Source organism: Haloferax prahovense DSM 18310 (assembly GCF_000336815.1).
Taxonomy (GTDB): Archaea; Halobacteriota; Halobacteria; order Halobacteriales; family Haloferacaceae; genus Haloferax; species Haloferax prahovense.
Window position 1 is genome coordinate 450,481 of sequence record NZ_AOLG01000009.1, and the last position, 23,501, is coordinate 473,981.

The window sequence follows — 23,501 nt, forward strand, 5'->3', positions numbered from 1 at the left end:
TCAGTCGTCCGCGGCCGTCTTGGGCCGGTAGTTTCGGCTGACGGCCTTCCACGTCCCCGTCTTGAAGCGGTAGTAGTTCAGCGCCGCTGGAATCGTCGTCTCGGCGATGAACGCCAGATAAAGTCCGACGAGCCCCAGCGAAGTGACGGAGCCGATGTAGGTGAGCGGAATCGACCCGAGGAACATCCCGACGAACTGGCTGCCGAACGTCCAGCGGGTGTCGCCGCTGGCATCGAGCGGACCCGCGGACCCGCCGGAGACGCCCTGTAAGATGACTGCGATACAGGCGACGTAGACGAGGTTGATGGCGATGGGAATCGCCGGGTCCGTCGGGTCGTCCACGAACCCGAGGACGATGGGTCGGGCGAATATCGCCACGAGGGCCGCCGAAACGATGTACGTGGCGACGGCGAACCGAATGACTTCGTTGCCGTAAGCCTCGGCGGTCTGCTCGTCGTCCTTGCCGAGCGCCTGCCCGACGAGGCTCGACGACGCCAGTCCGAAGCCCCAACCGGGGGTGTTCATCAGTCCCCAGATGCGGCGGGCGATGACGAACGCCGCCACCACGTCCGGCCCGAAGCTGTCGAGGATGGCGAGCATCGGGAACTCGGCGACCGTCCAGACGAGCCCGCGACCCATCACGGGCAGACCGATTTTGACGAGGTCGACGAGCGTCCGGGGGTCGACGAACGACCCGAAGGGGTCGATGGTGACGGGAAACGCGCCGACGCCGGGAAGCGACCCGCGAGACAGGCCGACTGCGAACGCGCCGGCGACGACGACGTTCGAGAGGACGGTTCCGAGGGCCGCGCCCTCAACGCCCATGTCGAGGCCGAAGATGAGCACCGCGTTGAGGACGATGTTGATGACCGCGCCGCTCGCGCGGAGCGTCATCGCGGTGTAGGCATCGTCGCTGCCGACGAGGACGCGACTCCCGATGAGGTTCAGGCCGGCGAAGGGGACGCCGAGGCCGACGATTCGGAGGTACGCCGCCCCGAGTTCGATGGCTCCTTGGTTGCTGCTCAGCACGGAGATGAGTTCGGTGGGAAACAGCCAGAAGACGGCCGTGACGGGGAGCGTGGCGACGACGGTCAAGAGCGCGCTCGACCGTACCGCGAGTCCTAACTCGTCTATCGCGTCCGCGCCGAAGCGCTGGGAGACGAGCGCGATGGTCCCCCCAGCGATACCGCCGCCGAGTGCGAAGGCGAGCCCCCAGTACGGTCCGGCGAAGCCGACGCCGGTGATGGCGACGGTCCCGGAGGCGATACCCACCATCGCCACGTCGACGGCGTTCTTCGACATCCGGGCGATGCCGGTGACGACGCGGGGCCACGAGAGGTCGGCGATGCGGACTGCGCGCTCGCGGTCGAGGAGACCGAGTCGGGCGAGCGCCAGCCCGATGCCGAGGATGAGGAGGCGAACGGGGTTGGGGACCGGAAACACTGCTGAATCGTAACTTCGGGGGGTACTTATGCACCACGTAACGGACCGAAAGTTCCGGTAGACGGCGTGTGGCAACCATCGACGGTGGGTTCCGCGTTCGGTACGTTTTTCGCCGGCGCGACACATCACTCGGGTATGTCCGGAACCCTCGACCACGTGATGATTCGCGTCGAAGACCTCGAGGAGTCGCTCGACTGGTACACGACCCACCTCGGCTACGAGGAGAAGGGTCGCTGGGAGGCCGACACGTTCACTAACGTCTACCTCGGCCCCGAGGACCTCCACGAGGAGGGCGCGGTCCTCGAACTCACCTACAACCACGGCGACCACACCTACGAGATGGGCGACGCGTGGGGCCACATCGCGGTCCGCGTCCCCGAGGACGAACTCGAATCCTCCTACCAGCAGCTCATGGACGAGGGCGTCGAGGACTACCGCGACCCCGAGTCCTGCGGCGGCCGCTACGCGTTCGTCAAGGACCCCGACGGTCACGAGGTCGAAATCGTCAAGCGCGATCACGGCGCAAAGTGGAGCCTCGACCACACGATGATTCGCGTCGAGGACGCCGACGAGGCGCTCGGATTTTGGACCCGAAAGTTCGGCTACGAGCACACCGGCCGTTGGGAGTCCGACACCTTCGCGAACTACTTCATGAAGCCCGAGGGCGCGGCCGAAGAGGCGATGGCCGTCGAACTCACCTACAACTACGACGGCCGGAGCTACGAGATGGGCGACGCGTGGGGCCATCTCGCCGTCAGCGCCGACGACCTCCACGACTACTGGGAGACGCTCATGGAGCGCGAAGCCGAGGACTACCGCGACCCCGAGTCCTGCGACGACATGTTCGCGTTCACGAAGGACCCCGACGGCCACGAAATCGAAGTCATCCCGGCCGATTTCGAGTCACCGGAATAACAGATAGAACTTCTAACACGTCGTCGTTTCTGTTTATTCGCTGAACAGTACTCGAGTCTCGATGCTCTCCGTGGAGAGACATTCCACAAAGTATTTATCCAATCTCCGGAGAGTCGCTTTCGTACCCCTACCCAAGGTGAAAATCAGCGAGTAATCCCCCCGCCCGACCTACCCACGGGCGTACGGGAAAAAGCTGCTTCGCCGCTTATAGACTCATCTACAACAATGACAGCAAACAAACAAGTTCGCGCGGTTCTGCTCGCTGCGCTGATGGTTTTCTCGGTCTTTGCCGGGTCCATCGCGTTCACGGGCACTGCCGCCGCAGCGGCTACGTCGGCAACGGTATCTCCTGATACCGTCGACAAAGGCCCGTCTGCGACCGTCGATGTTACGGTTAATTCCGGCGGAACGAACGATGTTCACGTATGGCTCGATCTGAACGACGATGGCTATTACAACGCCTCGGAACCAAACACCACGGATACCGCGGGCTCCCCGGCAACCCTCTCACTCTCGATTCCTGAGAGCGTCTCCGCCGGTGAGTACAACGTCTCCGCCGCAGAGAGCGCTAGCCTGACCGCCGGTACCACCCAGCAGGAGGCTTACGACACGCTCGACGTCGTTGCCGCCAACCCTGCTGACTTCAGCTCCGCCATCCACTTCGACGATGGCACGCCGAAGGTCGAAGTCGCCTTCGACGAGGACGTCACGGTCAACGAGATGAACGTCACGGACGGCGAGACCAACCTCTCGCAGTCCGTTTCCGTCTCCAGCGGCCAAGTCAACGTCACCCTCAGCCAGGTTTACACCGACGACCTCGAAGTCACGTACGACGTGACCGACTCCTCCGGTAACACGGCCACCGCGACTGAGGACGTCACCTTCGCTCCGGTCTACGTCGCAAACGAGTCCAACAACACGGCCTACCAGGGCTCCAACGTCGCGCTCGTCGCGAGCGCGGTGGACACCGACGTCGAAGTCGAAGGCGCTGACGACGACAACAACTACCAGTTCTCCGGTTCCACTGGCCCCAACAGTCAGGTCTTCGTCTTCGACACGGACGGCAAGACCCTCGACACGTACCAGTTCACGGTCGGCGGCGCCCAGAAGGCGCAGGTTGACGTTCGCGACCTCGGTCTCGAACTCACTGTCGACGACCTCAACATCACGACCAAGGACGGTATCGAAGGCTCCGTCTCGGCCAACGCGGGCGACCGCACCGTCGACGTCGTCGCACTTGACGACGACGGCGACGAGGTCGAGGACACCGAAACCACCGTTACGCTCAACGGCCAGGGTGAAGCTGACTTCAACCTGAGCTCGGTCGACGCTGGCGAGTACACGATTGAGGCAACTGACGCCTTCACGGGCGTCACGCTCGAGTCCGACACGGTCACCGTCTCGAAGGCCAAGGACTCCACGGGTGACTTCGCGTCGTCCGTCATCAACGAACAGGTCGGCGACGTTGCCGAAATCACCGTCACGCTCGACGGCACGGACACCGGAACGGTCACCATCGGTGACTACAGTCTCGGTTACAGCGCGAACGTCACCGTCGAAGACGACAACGACGACGGTGAGGTCGTCCTTCTGTTCAACAGCTACGCACCGAAGAAGACCTCCTCGTTCGACGTTGACGACAGCGACGACGAGTACACGGTCGAGGACATCACCACGGATATCCCGAGCGGTGAGACCCTCGACGCCGGCGATTACGACCTCGAGGTCGCCACCGGCGGCGACGCGGACAACGTCGCGACGCTCGTCCTCGAAGACCGCAGCACCGACAGTGTCGCCACTTGGACGGCACCCACGGGCGCTGACCTCACCGAGACCGAAGACGTCTACGACGCCATCGAGAACGAGAACCTGACGCAGACGGACTCGCTTGCTAACGGCGACGTCGTCGTCACGCAGGTCTCCGCGACGGGCCTCGAAGGCGCGTTCGACGCGTCGAACTTCGACGCCCTCTCGGGCACGCAGTTCAACCTCACGGTCGAGCAGACGAACCCCGGCCCGAACCGCGACGCGAAGGTTCTGGGTATCAACAGCTCGAGCGCCACGATCATCGCTGACGGTGACAACGACACGTACTTCATCGTCTACGACCTCGACGACGTCTCTGCTTCGCGCACGGACTACTACGACAACACCTCGACGCTCTACGAAGTCGAGGACGACGACGCGTTCAACGCGACGTTCACCGTCCTCGAAGACGGTGACCTCGCCGAAGACGACGAGTCGGCCTCCGACGAGTTCGAAGTCGTCACCCCCGAACTCGAACTGGACCAGGACGAGTTCGCAGTCGGTAACGCCGCCGAGCAGTCCCTCTCGGGCACGGCCACTGTCGCCCCCGGTACGGAGCTCACCATCCGCGTGACCTCCGACGGCGACACCCAGCCGCGCTTCCTGAAGACCGCTTCGGTGTACGTGCAGGCCGACGGCACGTTCTCCTCCGCGTTCGACTTCTCGGAGCAGAACCTCAACGACACGTTCGAAGTGACGGCTTCCGTCGACTCCGGCACGGCCGCTGACGCGACCGCTGACGGTATCGTCGGCGAAGCCATGGAGACGACGACGGCCGCGGAAACGACCACCACCGAGGAATCCACGGAAACGACCACCACCGAAGAGTCGACCGAGGAGCCCACGGAAACGGCAACCGCGACCGAAGAGCCGACTGAGGAAGCGACCGAGGAGACCACCGAGTCCAGCACGCCTGGCTTCGGTGTCGTTGTCGCCCTCGTCGCCCTCGTCGCCGCGGCACTCCTCGCAGTCCGCCGCGACAACTAACGACCGCTAACCCACCACCGGGCTTTGTCCCGGTCCCCTCAACACTTCTTTATCGACCGCCCGCACAGCGGCAGCGCTGCGCGTTCGGGTCGACCCAACGGTCGCGTGGAGTCGACGCCCGGAACGACAAGGGATTTATTCGCTCCACCGCATCGAACACGTATGCCCGGTCTCCTCTCCGACGTCCTCGCGTGGCTGGTCATCGGTACCTTCGTCGCCGGCGCGGTCGCCAACGGGCGGGACCGCGAGCTCGGACGGCGGGTGATGACCGCAGCGTGGGTGTTGTTTGCGGTCTTCTGGCTCCAACTCATCCCGCATTTCACGCTCGTTCACAAGAGCTACATCGAGGGGCTGTTGACCATCGCGGCCGTCCCGGCGTCGCTCTACGCCGGGTGGCTCCTCTACAACGGCCGCGACACGCTGTTCGTTCTCTCGCGGGCCGTCGCCGCCATGGGCGTGGTCTACCTCCCCTTCGAGACGATTCCCGCGCTGACGCTGTTCGGGACGACCGTCCCCGCTCCCCGCGGCGTCCTCATGGAGTCCGTCGCGGCGCAGACGCGCTTCCTCATCGAGTCGCTGGGCTACACACCCCAGATGATTCCCGGTGACGAGGGGTACCTGAACACGTTCCTGTGGATGCAGGGCTCTCACCGAATCGAAATCTCGGTCGTCCTCGCCTGTACCGGTCTCGGCAGCATCGCCATCTTCGCCGGCCTCATCGCCGCCGTCGACGCCCCGATGCGCCGGAAGCTCCGCGGACTCGCAATCGCCGTCCCCATCATCTACGCGCTGAACCTGCTTCGGACGACGTTCATCACCATCTCGGTCGGCAAGCAGTACTTCCAGTGGTTCGTCGACGAGGTTCTGTTCCTCTTCGGCTCGTCCGACCCCTACATGGTGTCGTTTTTCATCTCCGACCGCATCATCAGCCAGGCGCTCGCGGTCGTCGCGCTCGTCGGCATCACGTATCTCGTCGTCCAAGAGGTGCCGGAACTCCTCACCGTCATCGAAGACGTGCTCTACATGGTGACCGGCGAGGAGTACGACCTCAGAACTGAGTTGGGCCTCGACGGCCGGGCGTAGTCGGCTCCGTGCGGACGTAGCCCCAGTTTCGTTCTCGTTTGTTCGATTTTCGTCTCGGTTCAGTTTTCGTCGTCGAACAGCTCCTCGGGCGCACCGCCGAGCGCCGAGAGCGCATCGGATTCGACGTGATGGACCTCGCCGGGGATGACGAGCATGTGCAGCGGTTCGCCGAAGTCGCGCTCGGCGAGCGCCGACAACCGGTCCGCGGCGACGACGGGGTCCGGACTCCCGGCCCGGCAGACGGCCACGCCGAGGGCGTCGCCGTCCCAGTGCTCGGCGAAGAGTTCGGCGGCGTAGTCCGCGGTCATGTACTGGTCGCCGTCGACCTCGACGCCGCGACGACCCTCCCAGTCGACCTTGATGTCGAGGTAGACCAGCGTGTGCAAGCCGAGTTCGCGGTTCGCTTCGAGCGAGTCGACGACGCTCTTCGGAACCGGGTCGCCGCCGTGAACGTACGGGAACGGGAGCGTCACGGCCTTCCCGAAGCGGTAGTTCTGGAGTCCAGTCAGGCCGCTGGCGGCGGACTGGGCGGTCACGCCGTGGACGAGTCGCGTCTCGATACCGCGTTCTTCGGCCCGGAGGCGCAGGTCGACGTGCGTGGTCGAAATCATCGTGTCGCCGGCGGTGAGGAACGCGACGTATTCGTCCTCCGCGGCGTCGAGTATCGGCTCGGGGTCCTGTTCGACGCCGGCGCGGTCGCGGACCTCAATGTCGATGTCGTGGTAGGCTTCGAGTTCCTCGACGGTCGCGCCGACGAGGTGGCTCGTGTAGAACTCCGCGAAGGCGCGGTCGGCGTCCGCGAGCGCCTCCCGCCCTTCGACGGTGATGGAGCGCTCGTCGTACAGACCGAGGCCGATGAAAGTGAGCATGTCCGTGTTCTGTCGCGGGCGGTGATAAGCGGCGTGACCTCCGGCGAGACGGCCGATACTCATCGTGTGAGATTACCCAACACACTATTGTAGTTTGGCGGAAAATGTTACCTCTGTATGTCAACCGATAGTCGTACACTAGAGACGGAGATGTTCGGACGAGCGGTGCGGTTCGACTACTCGGAGCGGTGGGTCGGTTACTCGCTGTTCCTCCTCAGAGTGGTGATGGGGTGGACGTTGTTCCAAGGCGGCATCACGAAGCTCGTGACGTACCTCGATGCGGACCCCTCGAACAACTGGACTGCGGCGGGCTACCTCGCCAACGCGATCCCCGAGGGAAACCCCCTGATGGGGCTGTGGGGCTCGATGGCGGGGAGCCCGCTCATCGACATGCTGAACATGTGGGGCTTGACGCTCGCGGGGTTGGCGCTTATCCTCGGCGCGTTCGTCCGATTTAGCGCCTTCTGGGGCGCAGTTATGATGCTGTTCTACTGGGCGGCGGCGCTCGAAGGCGGCATCCTCGCCGGACTGCCGCTGGCTCACGGTTGGGTCGTCGACGACCACATCGTCTACGCGGTGTTACTGTTCGGCCTCGGCGCGTTCGGCGCGGGTCGCATCCTTGGCGTCGACGCCTACCTCGAGAACATGGAGTTCGTGCGGCGTAACCGGTGGATGAGTCTCGTCATGGGCTGACGACCGCGCACCAGCGACCGTTCTTTGGGCCTCGGCGCCGAACCCGACGGAACTTTCTCGACTGCCGCGTTTCGTTCGACTGATGTCGACACCTCGTGCGACGGTCTCCTGTCCGACGTGCGGCCTCGAAGAACACTTCTCGAAGCTCGCCGACGCGCGTCTCAGAATCGAAGCACACCGCGCGGCGACCGGACACGACCCTACGTGGGAGTTGGGCCGGTTCGCACCCGGCGTGGAGAAGATGGGCGACGAAGCGGGCGTCTGCGGTGTGAACCTCGACGGGGACCGCTGACCTACATTCCGCACCCCAGTCTCGCCGAGTGTCGAGTCAGCGGATATGAGATTCATAACAATACGACATTCCCTCGAACGAGTGGGTATGTGGTGTGAACGGTGCGGACGAGATACGACGGTTCGGAGACACGCGGTAGACGAGTTCACCGGGTTCCTCTGTAGCGACTGTCGGGTAGTTTGGGACCGGTTCACGTCGGCGTAATCGGCGAGGTCGGTTCCGGTCTCGTTACTCACCCCCAGCGTCGCCGATAGCTACTTTTCGACCCGGCCGATAGCTGTGTTCGATGGTCGATGGAACCCGAGTCGCGGCCGTAGACGACGTCCCCGAAAACGGGTCGTACCTGTTCACCGCGGAGGACGCGTATTCGCGGACGAAAGAGCTCATCCTCGTCCGATGCGACGACGGACCGGGCATCGAAGCGTGGCCGAACACGTGCACCCACGAGAACCAGCGGTTCGACCGCGGGACCGGCGCGGCGATGCGCGACGGCGAGATTATCTGCCCGAAACACGGGTCGATGTTCGACGCCTGTTCCGGCGCGTGCGAAAACGGCGAGGCGGCCGGTACCAGTCTCCCCGAGGTGGATGTCACGGTCGCCGACGGCGGCGTCTTCCTGATTGACGACGAGTATACCTATCTCTACGAGGGCGCGGCCCGCAACGACGAGGACGACGAGGATGACGAGGACGACGACGATATTCCGAGTTCGACGTCACACATCGGATTTTAGGCCGTCCCTGCGACGCCCCGCCGTCCGCCGCGACCGTCGGTGTAGTGGTTGCCTACTGGTCGGAACCGGGCGAGAAGACGCGTTCGGGTCTCGACGCGCCCGGGTCCGGTTGGGTCCGGTTCGAGTTCGAGAACGAGGACGTTTCGACGCGGGCTAACCGCCGTTCGCACGGCGACTACTCGAACGGGTTAGTCGACCCCCCCGTTAGTCGACCCCCCCTTTTCGGAGCGCCCACACCTACTCAGAGGTGGGCGCGTGATTCTGACGCGGCGGCTGCGAGGTGAACCAACATCTCTGGGTTTTGAGTTCGGCAGAAAGAGCCGGTGGAGGGATTTGAACCCTCGGCCTATTCCTTACGAAGGAATCGCTCTGCCAGCTGAGCTACACCGGCGCGGTGGGCTTTCGAACGCATTCTTCCGTACCCCGGTTACGTAATTAAGACTTGCGAATCAACCCGGTGTCTGCCGTTCGGCACCAGCCCGCTCACGTCCGCTTCGTCAGGCGAACGTCGAGACAGACGTTGTACTCGTGGGGGGCGTACGACCGGACGACGTGCTCGTTTACGACCTCGACCTCGTACGTCGACTCGGCGGCGGCGCGGACGGCGGCCAGTCCCGGTCCGAACGGGTCGTCCTCGTGTTGGATGTCGTAGAGGTGAATCACGCACTCGTCGCTCGCGAGGCGGACCGCCGTGTCGAGGAAGTCGCTGGCGCTGTGCGGGAGGTTCATGATGAGTCGGTCGGCCCAGCCCTCGTAGTCGGCGGCGACCTCGCGCACGTCGCCGTGAATCGCGGTGAGTCGGTCGGCCACGTCGTTTCGCTCGGCGTTCTCGCGGAGGTATTCGACAGCCGCCTCGTTGAGGTCGCAGGCGACGACTTCCGCACCCGCGGCGGCGGCGGGGACCGCGAAGGGGCCGACGCCGGCGAACATGTCGAACACGTGCTCGCCCTCGCGAATCGCCTCGACGACCCGGTGGCGCTCGGTCGCCAGTCGAGGCGAGAAGTAGACTGCGTCGATGTCGAGACGGAACTCGTGGCCGTACTCGCGGTGGACTGTCTCGGTCGAGTCGCCGACGAGCACGTCCCAGTCGCGGACGCGGAGCTCGCCTTTGACCTTCGAGGCGCGGTTGACGACTGTCTCGGCCTTGAGGTCCGAGGTGACGATGGCGTCGGCGATGTCGCGGGCGCGGTCGGGGTCGTCCTCGTCGAGGATGACGATGTCGCCGAGTCGCTCGTACGAGGGTTCGAAGCCGAGCAGGTCGGCGGGCGTGGTCTGCGTCTCGCGGGCGGGTGGCTCGTAGTCGACGACCGTCAGGTCGTCGGGAACGGCGTCGGCGTCGACGACGGGAATGTAGAGGGTCCCCTCGGCGACGGTAATCTCGTGGTCGTGGTCGAGCAGGCCGGCGTCGGCGAGGCGCCGGCGCGCCGCCTCGCCGGACTCGCGGGGCACGCGGACGCAGGGGACGTTCATACCCCCACCACTACACGGCTCCGAGTAAGGGTGACGCTTCGCCGCGGACGTATATACGACCCTGATGTATCAGGGACCAAGTATAGATGACTGGCGAGGAAACGATGATTCGCCCACACTCTCGACGACAGTCGTCGTTCGAGTGGGGTGCCTCTGACACAGTTGGGCCTTGCCCGGGCCCACTTTCGGTACCAAGTCCCGGGGCGAGTGATTCGGGTGTACGCCGCCGGAATCGCGTCCGTCGATGGCGACGTTTCTCGCGGAACGCATCGTTCGAAAATTGACCGTCTCGACCGGGTGGCGTTGTTTTCGTAGCCACGAGTCGGCGACTCGTCCCCGTTTACACCTCGACGTGCTCGCGATCGATACCGAGGAACGACTCGGCGGTCTCGACCCAGTCGGCGAGCGTTCGAGTCCCATCGTCTCGCTCGTGCGGATAGACGGCCTCGATTTCGTCGTCGCGGAAGACGATGCCCAGCGTCGGCGGAAGGACGACCGCGTCGTGTTCGGGACCCATCCGGCCCGACCCGACCGTCGCCCGCTCGTCGAGCGTCGGGAGCGCGACCCCTTCCGTTCGCGCCCACAACCGACACTCGGCGAGTCGCTCGCGGACGACCGCGTCTCGTTTCGTCGGCGCGGTATCGGACTCGACATCCACCTCGCGGCCCCACGTCCGGACGCACACGTCGTCGACGAGCCCCTCGTCCGCGAGCCGTTCGAGTCGGACCACCAGCGTCTGGTGTTCCTCGCCGAGGCCGTCCCGAATCGGACGAATCCACAGTTCTACCCTCCGTTGTTGGTCGGTCTGCATGCTCCTCACCACCCAGATTACGGTACGCTCGCTCCGGACATAAGGCGGGCTCTTCCTTCCCGGTGGCCGGGAATCGAGACGGTGGTGGCGGGGCTGCGGTCGGCTGTGAGGTGACGAGAGGCCGAACCCCGGGCGACCGGGTTCGGGTTTATTCGCTCGGCGCGCGTCTGTGACGACATGTTCGACCACATCCTCGTCCCCACCGACGGCAGCGACCACGCGGTCCGCGCCGCCGACTACGCGGTCGACCTCGCGGCGACCTACGGGGCCGCGCTCCACGTCCTCTACGTCGTCGACGTTCGGACCGGCCACGCGGACGCGCCCGTCGACGACGGCGATTCCCGGACGCGCGGGGAGGCGGCCGTCGGCGTCGTCGCCGACTTGGCGGCCGACCGCGACGTGCCCGTCGAGACGGAGATTCGGGTCGGCCTGCCGCACGAGACAATCGTCGACTACGGTGAGGAACGCGGCATCGACCTCGTGGTGATGGGCACCCACGGGACGAGCGGGCTGGAGCGATACCTGCTCGGGAGCGTCGCGGAGCGAGTCGTCAGGCTCTCGGACGTCCCGGTGCTGTGCGTACCGCCCGCGGCCGACGACGAGTGAGGTGCGTCGCTCGGGACTGGCAGACGAGCCGTGAGGCATGAGTGGCGACCCTCAGCGGACGACCATCACGCTCATCGGCGCACGGCCGGAGACCAACTCGGCGACGCTGCCGAACAGCAGGTCCGTCTCGCCGGCGCGGCCGTGGCCGCCGAGGTAGACGGCGTCGACGCCCTCCCGGCGCGCGAAGTCGACGATAGTCCGCGCGGGGTCGCCGCGGAGGGTCTCGGTCCGGAGTTCCACGCCGCTCCCGTCGGCCAGCGCCGCGAGTTCGTCGAAGATGTCGGCCGCGAGTTCGTCGGCGCGTTCGTACCACTCCTCGGAGCCGTGGAGCGGTTCCGTGCTGATATCCACGTCGAGCGGCGCGCTGTAGCCGGGGTCCGTCGGGTCGATGACGTGCAGGGCGACGACCGTCGAATCGGCGTGCGCGAGGGCCTGTTCGAACGCTCGCTTCGACAGCGGCGAGCCGTCGACGGCGACGAGAATCGTATCCATCACGATTATTCCTACGCCATCTCGACACAAAAACGCTCCCGCGCCGGGTTTTTCTCCGCGGCGTGCGAGGTGCAACCCGTGCTATCCGTCCCCGAACTGTTCGAGTCGCCGCGCGACCGGTGGCGGACGCTCGCGCTCGCCGCCGTCGTCGTCGCCGTCGTCGCGTTCGCCGGCACGACGCTCGTCGGCCGCTTTCCGTTTCTCGCCAACCCGGCCGCGCTGCGGACGTGGCTCCTCGGGTTCGGCGCGCTCGCCCCCCTCGCGTTCGTCGGCGTGCAGATCGCGCAGGTCCTCGTGGCGCCCATCCCCGGACAGGCACTCGGGTTCGCCAGCGGCTACCTGTTCGGGGCGCTCTGGGGGACGGTCTACAGCATGGTCGGCATCGTCCTCGGCACGGCGCTCGCCGTCGGAATCGCGCGGTCTCTCGGTCGCCCGTACGTCGAACGCGTCGTCACCGCCGACGCGCTCTCGGTGTTCGACGACGCGATGGAGACCCACGGGCTGGCCGTCCTCTTTCTCGTCTTCCTCGTTCCCGGCCTCCCCGACGACGCCATCTGCTTCGCCGCCGGCCTCACCGACATCCCGGTCCGCAGGGTCGTCCTCGTCGCGGCGGTGGGTCGGCTCCCCGGCTTCCTGCTCGTGAACCTCGCTGGCGCGGCCGCCGCCGACGGCAACGCCGAACTCACCGCGGTCTTCGTCGGCGCGCTGCTCGGTGCATCGGTTCTCGGCTACCTCTACCGCGACCGGCTCATGGGCGCGCTCGGGTCGCTCACGGGGCAAACAGCCGGTCGTTGAGCCACACCAGCCACAGGTTCGCGGCGAGGAACGGAACGAACGCCCCCGCGACCCAGCCCCACTCGGTGAGCCCGAGCGGGACGACGCCGAAGAGGTCCGCGACCGGCGTGTAGAGCAATACGAGGTGGAGCGCGAGCGACAGCCCGACCGCGCCGAGGAGCCACGGGTTCGAGAGCGGCGACAGCCGGTAGCGGAGCCGCACCGACTGCGTGCGGACCAACTCGGCGGTGACGAGGAACGTAAACAGCACCGTCTGGGCGACGACGAGGTCGTCGGACCGAGAGAGCGCGTAGAAGAACACGCCCAGTCCGGCCGCGGTGAGCGCGACGCCGATGCCGAGAATCGAAGCGACGGTCCGGCGGTCGAGGACGCCCTCGTCGCGTGGGCGCGGCGGCCTGCGCATCACGTCGTCCGACTTGGGGTCCGCGCCGAGCGCGAGCGCGGGGAAGCCGTCGGTGACGAGGTTGAGCCACAGGAGCGCGACGGGCGTGATGACGAGCGCCGACTCGGCCGCGAACACCTCGGGGAACAGCGCCGCTCCGAGGAGCGTCCCGAGGAAGACGACGAACACCTCGCCGGCGTTCGCCGACAGCAGGTAGTTGACGAACTTGCGGATGTTGTCGAAGATGCCGCGGCCCTCCGCGATGGCGTCGCGGATAGTGACGAAGTTGTCGTCGCGGAGCACCACGTCCGACGCGCCCTGTGCGACCTGCGTCCCGCGGTCGCCCATGGCGATACCCACGTCGGCGTTGCCGAGCGCCGGCGCGTCGTTGACGCCGTCACCGGTCATCGCGACCGTGTAGCCCGCGTCCTGGAGCGCCCGGAGGATGCGGACCTTGTGCTCGGGGGAGACGCGGGCGAACACGTTCGTCTCCTCGACGACCCGGCCGAGTTCCGCGTCGTCCATGGCGGCCACCTCGGTTCCGGTGACGACCGAGCCGGCGTCGATGCCGACCTCGCGGGCGATGGCGCGGGCCGTCCGCGGGGTGTCGCCGGTCGCCATCGTCACCCGAACCCCGGCGTCGAGGCAGTCGGCGACCGCCTCGGCGACGCCCGCTCGCGCCGGGTCGGTCATGCCCTGCAACCCGAGGAAGACGAGCCCGGATTCGAGCGTCTCGTCGTCGGCGTCGAGGTCTGCCGCGGGCGCGTAGGCGAACCCGAGCACGCGAAGGGCGTCGTCGGCGAAGGCGGCCACGGTCGCGTCGACGCGCTCGCGGCGCTCGTCGTCGAACGACTCGAGTTCCCCGTCGACGAGGACGCGGTCGCACCGCGCGACGATTTCCTCGGGCGCGCCCTTCACGAGCGCGACGGGGCCGTCGCCGGGCGCGTCGAACGCGTCGACGACGACCGACATGCGCTTTCGCTCGGAAGTGAAGGGAACTTCGCGAAGTCGGTCGTCGGGGTCGCGCGAGCCGTCGAGGCCCGCGTCGGCGGCGGCGTTCACGAGCGCGACCTCGGTGGGGTCGCCCCGGTGGGCTCCGTCGTCGAGTTCCTTGGTGTCGTTACAGCGAGCACCGCAGGACAGGAGTGCCGCGAGCGCAGGGTCCGGACCGGGGTTCGGACCCGTGGCAGTCGCGGATGCTGAGTCGGCCGCAGCCGCCGCGTCGGTCGCGGTCGGCGCGCCGCCGTCTCCGGAGGCCGTCCCGGCCGACGCCGAATCGCCGCCTAGTTCGACCGTCCGGTCGCCGGGAAGCCACGCGCGGGTGACGGTCATGCGGTTTTCGGTCAGCGTGCCGGTCTTGTCGGTGACGATGTAGTCGACCGCGCCGAGGCTCTCGACGACCGCGAGGTTGCGGACGAGCGCGTTGCGCTCCATGAGCGTCCGCGACCCGAGCGCGAGGGTGAGCGTGACGACCGCCGGCAGGCCCTCGGGGACGGCCGCGACGGCGAGCGTGACGGCGACGAGGAGGACGACCACCGGGTCGGTCGCGGTGAGGAACAACTGGACCGCCGCGATGAGCAGGATGAGCGCGACGATGCCGACGCCGATGCGGCGGCCGAGGCGGTCGACCTCGATTTCGAACGGTGTCTCCCGCTGGCGGGCCTGCCCCAGTTGGTCGGCGATGGCGCCCAGTTCGGTGTCCATCGCGGTGGCGACGACGACGGCCTCGGCGCGGCCTCTGACCACGGTGGTCCCGGCGTGGAGGACGCTCCCCCGGTCGGCAAGCGCCGTGTCGGCCGACACCGGTTCGGCCGCCTTGTCAACTGGGACGCTCTCGCCGGTCAGCGTCGATTCGTCGGCCCGGCAGTCGGCCGCCGTGAGAATACGGGCGTCTGCGGGGACGGCGTCGCCCGCTTCGAGGACGACCACGTCGCCCGGGACGACCTCGGTCGAGGGGACCGCTCGAATCGAGCCGTTGCGTCGGACCGTCGCGTCCGGCGTCGCCATCTCCCGGAGCGCCGCGAGCGCCTGTTCGGCCCGGTAGTCCTGCACGAAGCCGAACAGCCCGTTTCCGAGCAGGATGAGCAGGATGAGCGCGGCGTCGGTGTAGCCCGGGTCGCGGCCGGGCAGGAGGCCGACGGCGAGCGAAAGCCCGGCCGCGACGAAAAGCAGGAGGATGAGCGGCCCGGTGAACTGCGAGACGAGGAGCGAAAGCGGCGAGACGCCCTCCTCGTCGGCGAGTTCGTTCGGCCCCTCCTCGGTGAGTCGGCGGGCCGCGTCGTCGGCGTCGAGACCCTCGCGGCTCGACCCGAGTCGCTCCAGCGCCGCCTCGCGTTCGAGCGCGTGCCACGGGACGTCCTCGCGTCCGCTCGCGTCCTCTGACTCCCGATGCGCGGTTGCCTGCTCGTGCACGCTTCGACCGAACGACACGAGCGGACGTATGTCCACCGGCGATTTTCACGCCGCCGCAGTCGGCGGTACGATGAATATCGTCCGGGTCACACGTTCGACTATGTGTGTGGTGTGTCAGCGTGTCTAATCGGGCGGCGGAACCGAACGAGAGCGTCTGTCCGTACTGCGGCGTCGGCTGCGGCATCCGCTACGACGCCGACCGCGAGAGCGCCGTCGGGTGGAATGGGCCGGTCAACACGCGGGGCGAACTCTGTCCCAAAGGGGCCGCGGCGTGGGACGTGGTCGAACACGACGAGCGCCTGACTACCCCGCTGGTGCGAGTGAACGGCCGGCTCGTCGAGGCGACGTGGGACGAGGCGTTCGACCGCATCGAACGCGAGTTCTCCCGGGTCGTCGCCGACCACGGCCCCGACTCGGTGTTCTTCTTCTCGTCGTCGAACTGCACGAACGAGGAGAACTACCTGCTCCAGAAGACGGCGCGGGCGCTCGGGACGAACAACGTCGACAACTGCGCGCGGCTCTGTCACGCCTCGACGGTGGCGGCGATGGGCGACCGCTTCGGCGCGGGGGCGATGACCAACTCGCTTTCGGACCTCGGGGAGGCCGACGTGTTCCTCGTGACCGGCGCGAACCCCGCCGAACAGCATCCGGTCATCTTCCGGTCGTATCTGCTCCCGGCGCTCAAGTCGGGGACGACGATGATTCACGTCGACCCCCGCGAGAACCAGACGACGAAGGCGGCGGACATCCACCTCCCGGTGAAGCCGGGATTCGATATCCCGCTTCTCAACGCGATGGCCGCTGTCGTCGTCGAGCAGAGGTTAGTCGACGAGGCGTTCGTCGCCGAGCGGACCACGGGGTTCGAGGCGCTCCGCGAGCACCTCTCGGGGCTCGATATCGACGCGGAAGCCGAGCGCGCCGGCGTCGACCCCGCCGACCTCAGAGCCGCCGCGAGAGCCTACGGCGAGGCCGGCCGCGCGGCCATCTTCACCGGGATGGGGATGAGCCAACACCACTACGGCACCGACAACGTGCAGGCGCTCATCAACCTCCCGCTCCTGACCGGCAACATCGGGAAGGTGGGCACCGGCGTCAACCCGCTCCGCGGGCAGAACAACGTGCAGGGCGCGGGCGACGTAGGCGCGCTTCCGAACGTCCTGCCGGGGTATCGACCCGTCACCGACGACGACGCCCGCGCCGCCGTCGCCGACGTGTGGGGGTTCGAACCGCCCGCCCTGCCGGGACTCACGGAGGTCGAAGCGACCCACCGCTTCGGCGACGAGGTGCGAGCGGCCTACGTCTTCGGCGAGAACCCCGCCGTGACCGAACCGAACGCGAACCGCGTCCGCGAGGCGTTCGAGGCGCTCGACTTCTGCGTCGTCCACGACGTGTTCCCGACCGAGACGGCCGAGTTCGCCGACGTGGTGCTTCCCGGGAGCGTCTGGGCCGAGAAGTCGGGGTCGGTGACGAACACCGACCGACAGGTCATCCGGATGAACCGAAATGTCGCGCCGCCGGGAGACGCCCGCGCCGACCTCGATATCCTCCGGGAGTTCGCCGCCCGCGTGGCCGGCCTCGACGCGCCCGCGACCCCCGAGGGCGTCTTCGACGAACTCCGGCTGGTGACGCCCATCTACGCCGGCATGTCGTACGAGGGCATCGGCACGGGAAGCCAGCGCTGGCCGTTCCCGGTTGGCGCGACCGAGGGGACGGCGATTCTCCACGCCGACGCGTTCGAATCCGGGTCGAAGACCGCCCCGTTCCGGGTGGTCGAACACGTCGACCCGGCGGACCCCGTCGCCGACGGCGAACTCGCACTCATCACGGGGCGGGTCCTCCAGCACTTCAACAGCGGCGCGCTCACCCGGCGGTCGGGCGTGCTGATGCGGATGCGCGGTGAGGACTCCCTGCAGATTCACCCCGACGACGCCGCCGCCCGCGGCATCGAAGACGGCGCGGCCGTCCGCGTGGAAAACGACCGCGGCGGCGTCACGGTCGCGGCCGAGGTGACGCCCGCGGTCCGCCGCGGGACCGTCTTCGCCACGTTCCACTACGCCGACCCGTTGGTGAACCGGTTGACTGGAGACGCGCTCGACCCGGTGGCGAAGATTCCCGAGTACAAACACAGCGCCGTCCGCGTGACGGTCGAACCGGAGGTGGCGGCCGGTGACTGACGAGCCGTTCGCGTCGCCTACATCGCCCCCGACGCTCGCCGACGCCCTCGGCATCGGCCCCGACGACCTCGTCTGCGCCGTCGGCGCGGGTGGCAAGAAGTCGCTTCTCTACCGGCTCGCCCGCGACCTCGACGGCGTGGTCACGAGCACCGTCCGCATCCCAATCTTCGACGACGAGGTCGGCGAGGTCATCGTCACGGACGACCCCGAGACCGCCATCGCGGAGACGCCGACCCGCCCGCTCGGCGTCGTCGCGGAGCGCGAGCGATCCGACCGCTACCGCGGCTACGACCCGGCGACGGTCGACCGAGTCGCGCGCGCCACCGACGACGTGGTGCTCGTCAAGGCCGACGGGGCGCGGGCGCGCTGGCTGAAAGCGCCCGGCGAGGACGAACCGCAACTCCCCGACACGGCGGACCTCGTCTGCCCGGTCGCCAGCGTCCGGGTCGTCGGCGAGCCGCTTTCCGACGAACGCGTCCACCGGCCGGAACTCGTCTCGGACGTGTCGGGCACGGCCGTCGGCGACCCGATATCCGAGTGGGACGTGGCCGCCGTGCTGTCGAACGACGCCGGCGGGATGAAGGACGTGCCCGAGACGGCTCGGGTCGTCCCGGTGCTCAACATGGTCGACGACGAGCGACTGGCAGAGACGGCCGAAGCAATCGCCAGATGGCTCTGTGAACACCCGCGCGTCGACCGAGTGGTGGCGACGTCGCTCGCCGCCGACGAGTCGGTCGTCGGATTCTACTGACCCGGCTCCCGGTCGCAGAGGGGTCGTTCTGCCGCCACGGTGGCGACCGATACAAGCGGTCCCTCGGCGGCGAGACGGCTCATCTGGCTGTTTCGCGGCCCGTCAGCTCGTCGAGTTCGAGTTCGACGAGGTGGAACTCGAGGTCGTCGACCTCCTCGTCGAACACCCGGACGCCGCCGAACAGTTCGTTGATAGTCGTCGCGTCGGGGCGCTCGTCGTCCGGGAGGACGCGAATCGGCCCGCGGGCCATGATACTCCACGAGTCTTTGCCCGCGTCCTCGTAACAGACGAACGTCGCCTCCTCGGTCTCCTCGATGAACGCGAACTTCTCGCTTCGCCCGTCGTCGGTCAGACGGAACAGGACTCGACCCCCCTCGGCGTCGTAGGAGACGTGCGCGGGAATCGCGTAGGAGCGCCCGCCGTCGGCCAGCGACAGCACGCCCGACGAGGCGTTCGAAAGCCGTTCGGTGACGGTCTCGGGGTCGGTCCCGACGGTGTAGACGTATCTGATATCTCGCATACGTGACGTTCGCGGCCGCGACACATGAAACGGTGGTGCGCGAGGCGAGTTCGCTGGACGCCGGGTCGGTGACTCAGGGGAGATAGAAATGCGACTTCGGGAACCGTCTGTGGATCTCCGGGGACGCGTGGCGGACGATGTGCACGTCGTGGGAGTCGTCGCTGGCGACGTTCCCGCCGACGCTGACGAGCGGGACGACGACGCGACCCGCGTTCTCGCTGCCGACGAAGACGACGCTCGCGTCCGTCTCGGACGCGACTGACTTGAGCTTCGCGACGATGTTCCCCGGAGCGGGGTTCCGGCCGACTGTGACTGCCTGAAACGACGCCGACGGCGCGATGTCGACTGCGGTTTTGTGGAGTTCGCCGACGACGGTCTGCCGGTCGAACACCTCTCTCGAGGGGACCCACCCCGCCTCGACGGCGTATTTCGAATCGTCGGGGACGACGGCGACCGCGAGCACGTCGTGGCCGGTTGCCGATGCGAACTGCGCGGCCCTGTCGAGCGCCGCGTTCGCCAGCGCGGAGCCGTCGTAGGCGACGAGATACATGCTTGCCGGTCGTACGGCGGCCGTGATAAATCAGTCGTCGGCTATCGATTCGACCCGCTCGCCCGACGACGCGAGTCGGTCGAGGGCGTCCTGTGCGGCGTCGCTCACGGCGTCCGCGTCGCGGTAGGAGTCGCCGAGGCCGACCTCGCGGCGGTGCCACTCCCCGTCGGCGAAGGCGAAGATGTCGACCCACCAGTAGAGCGTCAGCCCCCGGGCGAACTCGGTGATGGTGACGCGCCGGTCCGAGTCGGGCGACTCGTAGACGGTCTTAGCGCTCGCCTCGTCGGTGTCCACGTCGGTCTCGACGGTCCACCCCTCCGGAACGGCGAGCGAGAAGGGGTCGTCTGTCATTATCGTTCCCGACGGGTCGGAGCGACTTGATTGGTCCGCTTTCGGCGACCGTCTCGGGAAGGCGACCGGTCGGCCGGCCGCGACGACCCCGGCTGCCGGTGGAGTGTCGGCGGCTCAGTCGAGCGACCGCGCCGAGTTGGCGACGACGAGCAGGCTCGACGTGCCCATGGCGACGGCGGCGAAAAGCGGGTTGAGCACGCCGAGGGCGGCCAGCGGGATGGCGACCGCGTTGTAGCCGAACGCCCATGTGAGGTTGCCGCGGATGCGGCGGTTCACCCCGGCGGAAAGCGAGAACACCTCGGGAATTGCGTCGATGTCGCGGCCGACGAGCACCGCGTCGGCGGCGTCGCCCGCGATGTCCGTCCCCGTGCCGAGCGCGATGCCGATGTCGGCGGCGGCGAGCGCGGGCGCGTCGTTGCTCCCGTCGCCGACCATCGCCACGGTGCCCCGGGCGCGGAGGCGTTCGACGGTCTCGGCTTTCGCCTCCGGCGGGACGCCCGCGAACACGTCTGTCACGTCCGGGTGGTCGCGGAACCGCCGCGCGGCGCGCTCGGAGTCTCCCGTGAGAACCACGACCTCGCGCCGGCCCCCCTCGGCGACGGCGGCGACCACGTCGTCCCACGCGGCCCGCGGTTCGTCGCCGACGACGAGCACCGCCAGAGAGCGCCCGCCCCGGCCGACGACGACCGGGACCGCGCCCTCGTCGCGGGCGGCCTCGACGGCGGTCTCGTGGGCCGGGGAAAGCGTCGCGCCCTCGTCGCGGAGGAGCGAGGGGTGGCCGACGACGACGCGCTCGCCGTCGACTGCGCCGGAGACGCCGCGGTCGTGGACGGTCACGTCGTCGGCCGAGACCTCGGGAACCGACACGCCGGCGTCCTCGGCCGCCTCCACGACGGCGGCCGCGAGCGGGTGCGCGGAGAAGCGTTCCAACGCGGCTGCCGCGGCGAGCGCGTCGCTCCCGTCGATTTCTCCCCCGTTCTCGTCCTCGCGGACGACCCGGAGGACCGCCATGTCGCCGTCCGTGAGCGTCCCGGTCTTGTCGAAGACGACCACGTCAACGTCGGGGACGGCCTCGAAGACGGCCTCGGAGGCGACGACGATACCCCGGCTCGCCGCCTCCTTGATTCCCGAGGCGACCGCCAGCGGCGTGGCGAGGCCGAGCGCACAGGGACACGAGACGATGAGGACCGTGAGCCCCACGAGGAGCGCGTCGGTCGGCGTGCCGCCGCTGAACAGCGTCCAGCCGAAGGCGACGGCGGCGAGGACGAGCACCGTCGGGACGAAGATGGTCGCCAGTTTGTCGGCGAGGCGCTGGACGCCCGAGCGGGCGCTCTGGATGTCCCAGAGCAGTTCGACCAGCCGGTCGAGCGTGCTCGTCGCGTCCTCGCCGACCGCGACGACGAGCGGGCGGTCGGTGACGACGGTCCCGCCGAGCACGTCGTCGCCGGGGCGCTTCGTCCGCGGCATCGACTCGCCGGTGACGAGCGCCTCGTCGACCGCGGCGGTCCCCTCGCGGACGGTTCCGTCGACCGGAACGCGCTCGCCCGGCCGGACTTCCACGAGGTCGCCCGGTTCGAGCGCGTCGAGCGCGACCATCTCGACGGCGGTGTCGCCGGAGCCGTCGGCATCGCCGGCGACTCGCCGCCGGGCCTCCGAGACGCGGGAGGCCGCGAGGTCCGAGAGCATCCCGGCGGCCTTCCGCTTGATGCGGTCCTCGTAGTAGTTGCCAAGCGTGACGACGAGGATGATTGCGACGGTCACGTCGAAGTAGACGTGGGTCTCGCCGACGAGGACGGCGGCCGTCGAGTAGACGTAGGCGCTCGTCGCCGCCAGCGAGACGAGCAGGTCCATGTTCGGCTGGCCGGCGCGGAGGCTGACGAGCGCCCCGCGGAGGATGGGAAAGCCGGTGTAGAACAGGACGATGGAGGTCATCACCCAGATGTTGCCGAGGATGTAGATACCGTCGAACACGCCGAGTTCGACCACCGGCCGGACGCCGACGTAGGTCGGGTACAGAAACAGGACGTACCACAGCATCACCATCATGCCGAAGACGCCGCCGCCGATGACGAACCGCGCGACCTGGTTGTCGGGCCGTTCGGCCGCCTCGCGCTCCTCGGGGTCGCGCGTGCCGTAGCCGTAGCGGGCCAGTGTCCCCGACAGCCCGTCTAAGTCGGTGGCCTCCGGGTCGTAGGTGACGCGGACCATGTCGTTGGCGTAGCTGGCTTCCGCGGCGTAGACGCCCTCGCAGGTCCGCGCGGTTCCCGAGACGAACGCCTCGCAGGTGGCGCAGTGCATCCCGTCGACGGCCATGTACGTTCGCTCGGCGTCGTCGGGAACCTCGTCGGCCTCGCCCGCGAGTTCGCGCTCGACAGTCTCCGGGTCGGCGCTCGCGGCGTCGCCGAGCGCGCGGGTTATTTCGAGACAGCCGCGACAGCAGAACTCGCCGGCTACGCCGTCGCCGGTGACGGGCGGCGTCGGCGTCGGTAGTCCACAGAGGTCACAGTCCTCGGCGTCGGCGTCGCTTCCGCCGCCGGCTGACCCGCGGGACCGCGTCGTGGTCGACATCGTCACAACGGTTGGTAGAAGGGCACGTGAAGGTGCGGGACCGACACGCCCAGAAGCATCAGCCCGTGGGACAGCGGGATGTAGCCGAGGACGAGGAACGCCGCCCCGAGCGCCCGGTGGAGCGTCGCCCGCCGGCGCGCCGAGACGCGGCCCAGAAGCGTCCCGTAGAGGAACAGCGTCGGTACCGTCCCGAGGCCGAGCAGGCCGAGCAGGGCGGCGGCCCGGAGCGGTTCGCCTGTCGAGAAAGCGTAGAGGTACGCCGGGTAGATGATGGGACACGGGAGCAGGCCGTGAATCGCCCCGAGGCCGAGGATTCGCGGGCCGCCGACGAGCCTATCGACCCGCGCGGTCGCCCACCCGCTGACGCGACCGAACAGGCTCGTCACCGCGGTCGGGGTGAACCGGTCGATGGCGGCCGACTGCCCGACGAGGTAGCCGACGCCGGTGAGGATGATCGCGGCCCCGACGAGCAGGCCGGTCGTCGCGCGGACGCCGCTCCCGATGGCGGTCACCGAGTCGAACGCGTCGAAGAACAGCCCGCCGACGAGGGCGAAGACGGCACCGATGGCCGCGTAACTCAGCGCCCGGCCGACGTTGAACAGGGCGTGTTGGCGGACCTGCCGGAGTGTGAGCGACCGGCTATCGACGCCCTCGCGGTCGGCGAGGCGGTCGGCGTAGACGCTGACGAGCGGGCCACACATCCCGAGACAGTGCGCCCCGCCGAAGAGGCCGACGAGGAGGAACGCGACGGCCTCGGGCGTCGCGGCCGGCAGTCCGAGCGAGATGCCGCCGTCCATC

Annotated in this window: 21 protein-coding genes and 1 tRNA gene; 10 read left to right on the top strand and 12 right to left on the bottom strand. The window is 68.0% G+C overall.

Annotated elements, in window-relative coordinates:
• Positions 1–1,443, bottom strand: coding sequence for an MATE family efflux transporter (locus C457_RS04695; protein WP_008092417.1), 1,443 nt, complete (start codon positions 1,441–1,443; stop codon positions 1–3).
• Between the two features lie 135 nt (positions 1,444–1,578).
• Here C457_RS04695 and C457_RS04700 point away from each other — a divergent pair, with 135 nt between their 5' ends.
• From C457_RS04700 to artA, 3 genes are all read left to right on the top strand, one after another.
• Entirely contained in the window at positions 1,579–2,358 is a 780-nt protein-coding gene (locus tag C457_RS04700; protein WP_049904940.1) for a VOC family protein, read from the top strand.
• A 225-nt stretch (positions 2,359–2,583) separates the two neighbouring features.
• Positions 2,584–5,151 carry an ArtA-dependent S-layer glycoprotein gene (locus C457_RS04705; RefSeq protein WP_049913383.1) on the top strand — a complete coding sequence of 856 codons (2,568 nt, stop codon included), beginning with the start codon at positions 2,584–2,586 and terminating at the stop codon, positions 5,149–5,151.
• Between the two features lie 162 nt (positions 5,152–5,313).
• Positions 5,314–6,234: an archaeosortase A gene (gene artA, locus C457_RS04710; RefSeq protein WP_008092419.1), complete on the top strand. Its 921-nt coding sequence runs from the start codon at positions 5,314–5,316 to the stop codon at positions 6,232–6,234.
• A 59-nt stretch (positions 6,235–6,293) separates the two neighbouring features.
• Here the strand turns inward: artA and dph5 are convergent, their stop codons facing one another.
• The gene (gene dph5 / locus C457_RS04715; protein ID WP_008092420.1) at positions 6,294–7,103 is read right to left on the bottom strand and encodes a diphthine synthase; all 810 of its coding nucleotides are present in this window, start codon (positions 7,101–7,103) and stop codon (positions 6,294–6,296) included.
• Positions 7,104–7,253: 150 nt separating this feature from the next.
• Here dph5 and C457_RS04720 point away from each other — a divergent pair, with 150 nt between their 5' ends.
• The 3 genes from C457_RS04720 (at position 7,254) to C457_RS04730 (ending at position 8,821) form a co-directional block, all read left to right on the top strand.
• Entirely contained in the window at positions 7,254–7,796 is a 543-nt protein-coding gene (locus tag C457_RS04720) for a DoxX family protein (protein ID WP_008092422.1), read from the top strand.
• 82 nt (positions 7,797–7,878) lie between these two features.
• Positions 7,879–8,088 (top strand): DUF7542 family protein, encoded by a 210-nt coding sequence (locus tag C457_RS04725; RefSeq protein ID WP_008092424.1) that lies wholly within the window; start codon positions 7,879–7,881, stop codon positions 8,086–8,088.
• Positions 8,089–8,374: 286 nt separating this feature from the next.
• A complete protein-coding gene (locus C457_RS04730; RefSeq protein ID WP_008092426.1) occupies positions 8,375–8,821 on the top strand; it encodes a Rieske (2Fe-2S) protein in 447 nt (148 codons plus the stop codon).
• 318 nt (positions 8,822–9,139) lie between these two features.
• Here C457_RS04730 and C457_RS04735 read toward each other — a convergent pair.
• From C457_RS04735 to C457_RS04745, 3 genes are all read right to left on the bottom strand, one after another.
• A tRNA-Thr gene (locus tag C457_RS04735) sits at positions 9,140–9,212 on the bottom strand.
• Positions 9,213–9,304: 92 nt separating this feature from the next.
• Positions 9,305–10,291 (bottom strand): class I SAM-dependent methyltransferase, encoded by a 987-nt coding sequence (locus C457_RS04740; protein WP_008092427.1) that lies wholly within the window; start codon positions 10,289–10,291, stop codon positions 9,305–9,307.
• A 340-nt stretch (positions 10,292–10,631) separates the two neighbouring features.
• On the bottom strand, positions 10,632–11,102 hold the full coding sequence (locus C457_RS04745) for an HTH domain-containing protein (protein ID WP_004044015.1): 471 nt from the start codon (positions 11,100–11,102) through the stop codon (positions 10,632–10,634).
• 177 nt (positions 11,103–11,279) lie between these two features.
• Here C457_RS04745 and C457_RS04750 point away from each other — a divergent pair, with 177 nt between their 5' ends.
• Positions 11,280–11,708: a universal stress protein gene (locus C457_RS04750; RefSeq protein WP_008092431.1), complete on the top strand. Its 429-nt coding sequence runs from the start codon at positions 11,280–11,282 to the stop codon at positions 11,706–11,708.
• Between the two features lie 51 nt (positions 11,709–11,759).
• Here the strand turns inward: C457_RS04750 and C457_RS04755 are convergent, their stop codons facing one another.
• Positions 11,760–12,200 (bottom strand): universal stress protein, encoded by a 441-nt coding sequence (locus C457_RS04755; protein ID WP_004972377.1) that lies wholly within the window; start codon positions 12,198–12,200, stop codon positions 11,760–11,762.
• Positions 12,201–12,278: 78 nt separating this feature from the next.
• Here C457_RS04755 and C457_RS04760 point away from each other — a divergent pair, with 78 nt between their 5' ends.
• Positions 12,279–12,995 carry a TVP38/TMEM64 family protein gene (locus C457_RS04760; protein WP_008092433.1) on the top strand — a complete coding sequence of 239 codons (717 nt, stop codon included), beginning with the start codon at positions 12,279–12,281 and terminating at the stop codon, positions 12,993–12,995.
• Here C457_RS04760 and C457_RS04765 read toward each other — a convergent pair.
• Entirely contained in the window at positions 12,970–15,825 is a 2,856-nt protein-coding gene (locus C457_RS04765; RefSeq protein ID WP_008092434.1) for a cation-translocating P-type ATPase, read from the bottom strand. The two genes, C457_RS04760 and C457_RS04765, sit on opposite strands and share 26 nt — an antisense overlap.
• 83 nt (positions 15,826–15,908) lie before the next feature.
• On the opposite strand from C457_RS04765, the gene fdhF reads away from it, so the two are divergent.
• Both fdhF and yqeC read left to right on the top strand, forming a co-directional pair.
• Positions 15,909–17,963 (top strand): formate dehydrogenase subunit alpha, encoded by a 2,055-nt coding sequence (gene fdhF / locus C457_RS04770; RefSeq protein WP_008092435.1) that lies wholly within the window; start codon positions 15,909–15,911, stop codon positions 17,961–17,963.
• Complete coding sequence (yqeC, locus tag C457_RS04775; RefSeq protein ID WP_008092436.1) at positions 17,956–18,714, top strand: selenium cofactor biosynthesis protein YqeC; 759 nt, start codon at positions 17,956–17,958, stop codon at positions 18,712–18,714. The genes fdhF and yqeC overlap by 8 nt, the downstream gene beginning before the upstream one ends.
• A 79-nt stretch (positions 18,715–18,793) precedes the next feature.
• Here yqeC and C457_RS04780 read toward each other — a convergent pair whose 3' ends face one another.
• The 5 genes from C457_RS04780 to C457_RS04800 form a co-directional block, all read right to left on the bottom strand.
• Positions 18,794–19,234, bottom strand: a complete 441-nt coding sequence (locus C457_RS04780; RefSeq protein ID WP_008092437.1) for a pyridoxamine 5'-phosphate oxidase family protein — start codon at positions 19,232–19,234, stop codon at positions 18,794–18,796.
• A gap of 73 nt (positions 19,235–19,307) precedes the next feature.
• The gene (locus tag C457_RS04785) at positions 19,308–19,784 is read right to left on the bottom strand and encodes a universal stress protein (protein WP_008092438.1); all 477 of its coding nucleotides are present in this window, start codon (positions 19,782–19,784) and stop codon (positions 19,308–19,310) included.
• 30 nt (positions 19,785–19,814) lie between these two features.
• Entirely contained in the window at positions 19,815–20,135 is a 321-nt protein-coding gene (locus tag C457_RS04790; RefSeq protein ID WP_008092439.1) for a hypothetical protein, read from the bottom strand.
• Positions 20,136–20,249: 114 nt separating this feature from the next.
• A complete protein-coding gene (locus tag C457_RS04795; RefSeq protein WP_008092440.1) occupies positions 20,250–22,703 on the bottom strand; it encodes a heavy metal translocating P-type ATPase in 2,454 nt (817 codons plus the stop codon).
• A 2-nt stretch (positions 22,704–22,705) separates the two neighbouring features.
• A complete protein-coding gene (locus C457_RS04800) occupies positions 22,706–23,500 on the bottom strand; it encodes a sulfite exporter TauE/SafE family protein (RefSeq protein WP_008092441.1) in 795 nt (264 codons plus the stop codon).
• Position 23,501 lies beyond the last annotated feature (1 nt).